Origin of the sequence: Acinetobacter sp. V2 (assembly GCF_001188385.1) — a bacterium.
Taxonomy (GTDB): Bacteria; Pseudomonadota; Gammaproteobacteria; order Pseudomonadales; family Moraxellaceae; genus Acinetobacter; species Acinetobacter oleivorans.
Genome location: NZ_JZFB01000001.1, coordinates 23193 through 29004, shown reverse-complemented (window position 1 = coordinate 29004; position 5812 = coordinate 23193). Strand labels below are relative to the sequence as shown.

Genomic DNA, 5812 nt, shown 5'->3' with positions numbered 1-5812 from the left:
CGTCTGGCAATGTAGGCCAGCAGGCAAAGAATAGTGCTCAACCCTATTGCAGTCAAGCACGCAAAATGCCATTTGTTTTAAATTAAATCATTAAAAAAGTAAGGCTAAATAATGAGGGAGTTATTGTTAAGTGTGGGTTGAAGTCAGGGTGAAAGCTAGAAAGATCGCATCTATAAAATATGCCCTATTAATTAATACATTAACAGGGTTCTTATTAGATATTTACTTGTATATTACTTTCTATGACAGCAGGTAAAGTAAAGTTTTCGACATCTGAATTAGTAATCAATAGATTACTATCACTGCTATTTAATTCAGTAATTTCAAAACCTCTAAATTTCTCTCGTATCAATTCCAACTCATTATTCGTTTCATAGTTTATTAAAATCATTAGATTTTTTATCGTACGAGAACATGCGACATAAAATAACTTCTCAGATTTTTCTTTAACTTTAAAATTAGAGTAACTAGGATCATATATACTTCTAAATGAATAATTACTCCAGAAAAATTCTTCTAATACAACAAAAACGTTTTCAATACCTGTCCCTTTTGTTTTATGCATTGTTAAATATTTTTCATCTGAATTTGAATTTTCGTCAATATAATTAAAATAATTTAAAACCTCACTCAGAAGTAAGTCATTTGATAACAGTGAATCACTAAATTTAATCTTTCTATAAGAACTCATAAAATCATCATAATCATATTGATCGATATCATATGTGCAATGTTGCTTAGCTCTATTATAAGTATTTAGGTTATCTCTTTCTAAAAGAATTTTTAATTCTTTAAATACAGCATCGGAATCACATTGTTCAAAATGATGCTTTGATTGACTTTCAAAGTCGATTCTTTGTGGCGACTTTATAAGTAATTTATTTTCATAACAATAATCGATAGCTTCATTTAAGCCTAACTCATTATCACAAATATAACCTAATAGCGCAATAATATTATTTTTATCATCTAATTTTTTTATTTTTAAATTATTTTTCTTAAGCTTTAATATTAAATCATTATGTCTATTATTTTTATACAAAACAATTAAATCAATTACATCTTTAATTTGTATTTTTTTCAAGTTAGATTCTATCTGAGCCTGCTCCAAGTTAGGATATCTATCTTCAAACACTTTAAATAATTTTGAAAATTTTAATTCCGATGCTATGGATTTATTTGTTAATTGTAAGATGTTAAGATTTAAAATATCATTTTTCTCCTTTACTCTTTTTATTGCATCATTTATTAAAGCAATATATTTTTCTTTATCTTCTTGACGACTATTAGACTTAACTTTTTGAATTTTATTAACATATATCTTAATAGATCCTTGTCGTGAATCTAAATTTTCATCCTTTTTAAGTGCAACTTTTTGTTTAATATCATCATTCCTAATTACATTCAAAAAATCGATTACTTGCTGTGAACATCTATAATTATCATCTTTAGGTATATAAATTAGATTAAAATCTCTAATATAATCATCAAGGCTACCTATACCATCATAAATACCTTGCATTGAATCGCCAAAAAAACCTATAGTGGTTTTCTTATTTGTTGCAATTTTTTTCAATAATAAATCAACTAAAACTTTATCAGTATCTTGGTATTCATCAATAAAAATATAATCAAATTTATCACTTACAATCTTTGAAAATAAATTATATTTTTCGGCAAGTAAAAATGAAATCTTAATCAGTGAATCATGAGAGAAAGTGCCCTCACTAATTGAATCAAATACAGTTTCATTATACTTTATATCTCTAAAATCTTTTAATGAAATTTCCTCCTTAATAAAAAAATTTATCTGCTTTATTTCATCTAATAAAAAATTATTATAATCACTCGGATTTCTATCATAATCTCTTTTACCCACTACTTTATCCATTTTTTTATTCTTAAGTTTATAATTTAATTTTGATAATTTTTCATACCTCTTCTTATAGTCATCATGATCATTGATATCACTACTATCTATAAAAAAAATATTAGGTAAAACTTCCTGTAGGTTCTTTTGAAAATTTTTTATTTGTACGTTCAAAAAAGAATGTATTGTAGAAACCCAGAGTTTATCATTATTAATACGTGACTTAATTTCATCAACAGCAATATTTGTGTGCGTAATACAAGCAATCTTTTGATTTGGATAATTATTAGAAATAAATTCAATAATTTCCTTAAGTGATTCTGTCTTACCACTACCTGCCCCACCTTGCAATACAAAATTTCTAAAACTATCCTCTTTAAACTGATTATTTACGATAATCTCTTTAACGTTTTCAATTGCTTTTATTGATTGATCCATTCTAATGCCTCATAAATATATTTAGGAGTTTTCCATTCAATTCTTTCATCATCCTTTTTATCACTATTGACCAAAGCTAGAAATAAAATTGAAGATGCAAACTCTGATTTACTTTTTATAATATTGTTCGTAAGATCATAAAAATTTTCAGCTTTATCAATGATTTTTTCTTTATTTTTTAATCCTGATATATTTTCTTTATACTTCCTTACAAGCTTATAATTAATAGCTATAAATGAATCTTCAAAACTTCTCGCATGATAGCCATTTTCTTCTGTTTGATAGAATACATTTATATTTTCATTATCAATTTTAATACTTCTATTTTTTAAAAGTTCAAACCAATCTGGATTATTTTCATCATAACTTAAATAGTGATTAATTGTTGCATTGCTGCTCGATGTTCCCAATTCAACTGAACAAGCATTTCCATTTACTCCACTAACAGAATCAATATCAGTAAGAATAAGTGATTTTATCTCAAAAAATTCTAATAAATGCTGAAAAGCTTTAGCATTTGCTCCAGCTTCAATATATGTAATATTTTGAGAAGTTATTGGAATATAGCCTTCTTTCTCCTTATTACTTTCATCAAAATTTTTTATAAAATAAGGAAGTAGTATTTTCTCTGAAACCCCTTCTATAAATATAACTTTTTCTGCAAAAAACAATTCAGCAGAATAGAGCGTAATATATTGTTTTAAGAATTTAAAAAAGTCCGTTTGAAATTTATATTTTTCCTCTAACTCTAAGTAGAAATTTTTTATTTTCACACTTCCGTTCTTATTGTGAAAATATCTTATATCCTCAAAATTGCATTGTGACACAATATGCGAGGAATGAGTTGAAATAAAAGTTTGCAAATTAGGAATCTTAGCAATAATTTTTTTAATTTTTTTTGAAAAAACATATTGCATTTGCGGATGTGTATGAGCTTCTGGCTCCTCAATAAAAAACAAATTAATACTTCTATTTTCTTGAATAAAAAAACGTTTCTTTAAATCAATTTGTAATAATAAATATAAAATATTTAAATTTCCAAGTCCGTTTAATGATTCAGGTAAAAAATTTTCCTTATTATCTATTTGTACCACTTTTGAACTATTAGACATTATTTGTCTAGACTCTAAGTTAGATAATACTTTTAAAGCCGTACTTCCCAAAAATTCTTTTACATTTTCAAAAAAACCTTCAAAATGAGTATCATATAAATTATTTAAATTTTCATCCATTTCTAATATTGCGTTATTAATCTCAATAAAGTCTTTTTCACTGAATATATTTTCTTTATTAAAATATTCAGTACTTAACTTTGATAATGGTAGACTAGATTTTTCTTTGGATTCAGAACTTGCTAAGTTTCTTTTTGCATGAATAACTTGATAATTAATTAAATTACTCACTTCTCCAACTTCTTTTTTAATTAATTTTTGTTTATTAGTATTTTTTAAATCATCTTCATTTTCATATACATATAAGCTTTTCACTAGATATGAAGTAATATTTTTCTCAATAAATCTTTTTTTGTGTTTTTGATCAATATTTATAAGATCCTTTCTTAATCTATCCTCATCAATTGAACACTCAAAATATAATTTTACTGTATTATTAACAGAATTTAAATCAACAATAAATTCAGACAAGTATTCAAGATTATCATCTTCAGTATATGATATATCTAAAAACAAACCGATTGTGACATCACTAATACTCGTACTCTCAATTTGATAAATTTTTTCTCTTAGATGTGTCGAAAAATCATGAAAATTAAAATTATCATCTTTCTTGAAAAATTTATCAAAAATCATAATAAATGAAGTTTTTCCACTATTATTTTTTCCAACAATTAAAGTTAAGTCCTGTTTATGATTAGGATCTAGCCTTAATTCAGCATCTTCAATAGCTCTAAAATTTTTTACTTTTAGTGAACATATATGCATTACATTTACCGTTAAAGACTTTTAAGTTAGTTTTGGTTGTTTTATTTCTTTACAAGAATTAACATTGATTAAATTATAATATTGTCTAAATTATTTCAAGCTACTGTTTTTAAATTATTAAGTTTTTTTAATAAAAATTGCTTACTTACTAGTTCAAAAATTCTCTATACTTTTTACTGTCTTTTTTATACTTTTTCAGTAAGTATAGTAAATTAAAAAAGTTTAATGATAAGAGATTTTCTCAATTTGGCTATCTATTTTATATAACAGTTACAATACTAACTTTAGTCAGAGTTCTATGTAATATTTAAAGCTATTGAAAGAAACAATTATTAATGAAAAAACTACCCTTTCATCTGCTTTGATTGCTTTAAGGGAAAATGCGCACAAGCATTCTGTGTTCAAAACTAACCATATATCACGGCGCAAGCCTGTAACAGGTAGATGTAAACAAAGCGACTCTATTATTCAAACCATCTGTTATCACAACTTCATAATGTGCAAATTTTTTACTACTTCCAACCTTAGTTGCCGTTGCAAATAACACCCTATCTTTAGCACCGCTCATATAGCGAATATCCGCCTGTAAGCCAGTATATGGCGCATCCCCTGCATTACAAGCCATCGCAAAAGCGATATCGGCTAAAGAAAATATGACACCACCATGCACGCCACCCAAGGCATTCATGTGTTCATCTTTCACATTAAGCTGACAACGCGCTTCATCAAAACTGCGATGCAGCACTTGAACACCCAATAGCTCTGCGAATTGATCAACCGCAGTGGTTTCCATTTTTTGCACAAACGTCTCCCTACTCGTGCGAGTATTCCCTAAGTGTTATAAACCCATGTGTATTGAAATCGACTAATTAAAAGCCGTTAAACACTATCTTGTTTAATCTGATAGTTTGAAGAACTAAAGTCCTTATAGGTCAGGCGGTCATCTAACTCTGAGCTTAAAGGCTGAACCTCTTGCATTGAGTTTAAGCAGCGCTGTGCAAGTTCAATGTATTCTTGCGTGCCTCTAGTTTTCCACTTTTTTTCTTGTTCTGATAAATCACGTGCAACCTTGGCAGGACTACCCATTGCCAATACATTTGCCGGAATAATGTCTTTGGTTTTGACCAAACTATTTGCGCCAATAATGGTGTTTTCACCAATTTCGGCATAGTCCAAAATTACGCTGTTCATGCCGACCAAAACATTTTTGCCAATGCGGCAACCATGTAAAGTTGTGCCATGCCCAATGTGCCCCATTTCCTCAACTAAAGTCACGCTTTGCGGAAAACCATGTACGGTGCAGCTATCTTGTATATTGGCATTTTGCTTAATGTGAATACGACCAAAATCGGCACGCAGTGAAGCAAATGGCCCTACATATACGCCTGCTTCAATAATCACATCACCAATTAAAACAGCAGTTGGGTGCACAAAAGCCTCTGGGCTAACGACTGGAATAACACCATCAATACTATAACAAGGCATGATTTAACCTCTCATTTGTCGCCACCAAACCTCCGAAACGGCGCCAATAATGTGCTGTGGCATTTGGCATTGGTCCTTC

General features: G+C 28.3%; 5 protein-coding genes. All 5 read right to left on the bottom strand.

What is annotated here, in order from left to right:
- Positions 1-214 precede the first annotated feature (214 nt).
- A complete protein-coding gene (locus tag UC75_RS00130) occupies positions 215-2308 on the bottom strand; it encodes a UvrD-helicase domain-containing protein (protein ID WP_049836280.1) in 2094 nt (697 codons plus the stop codon).
- A complete protein-coding gene (locus tag UC75_RS00125; protein WP_049836279.1) occupies positions 2293-4248 on the bottom strand; it encodes an ATP-dependent nuclease in 1956 nt (651 codons plus the stop codon). The genes UC75_RS00130 and UC75_RS00125 overlap by 16 nt, the downstream gene beginning before the upstream one ends.
- Positions 4249-4666: 418 nt before the next feature.
- Positions 4667-5050, bottom strand: a complete 384-nt coding sequence (locus UC75_RS00120; RefSeq protein ID WP_001171041.1) for a PaaI family thioesterase — start codon at positions 5048-5050, stop codon at positions 4667-4669.
- Between the two features lie 77 nt (positions 5051-5127).
- Positions 5128-5733 (bottom strand): DapH/DapD/GlmU-related protein, encoded by a 606-nt coding sequence (locus tag UC75_RS00115; RefSeq protein WP_022574860.1) that lies wholly within the window; start codon positions 5731-5733, stop codon positions 5128-5130.
- On the bottom strand, positions 5720-5812 hold a 93-nt coding region (locus UC75_RS19360), incomplete at its 5' end, for a hypothetical protein (RefSeq protein WP_228137188.1). The genes UC75_RS00115 and UC75_RS19360, both read right to left, overlap by 14 nt.

What these genes read in the sequence shown, in the direction of transcription:
- UC75_RS00130 (WP_049836280.1), bottom strand. Translation starts at nt 2,308, where the DNA reads ATGGATCAATCAATAAAAGCAATTGAAAACGTTAAAGAGATTATCGTA.
- UC75_RS00125 (WP_049836279.1), bottom strand. Translation starts at nt 4,248, where the DNA reads ATGCATATATGTTCACTAAAAGTAAAAAATTTTAGAGCTATTGAAGAT.
- UC75_RS00115 (WP_022574860.1), bottom strand. Translation starts at nt 5,733, where the DNA reads ATGCCTTGTTATAGTATTGATGGTGTTATTCCAGTCGTTAGCCCAGAG.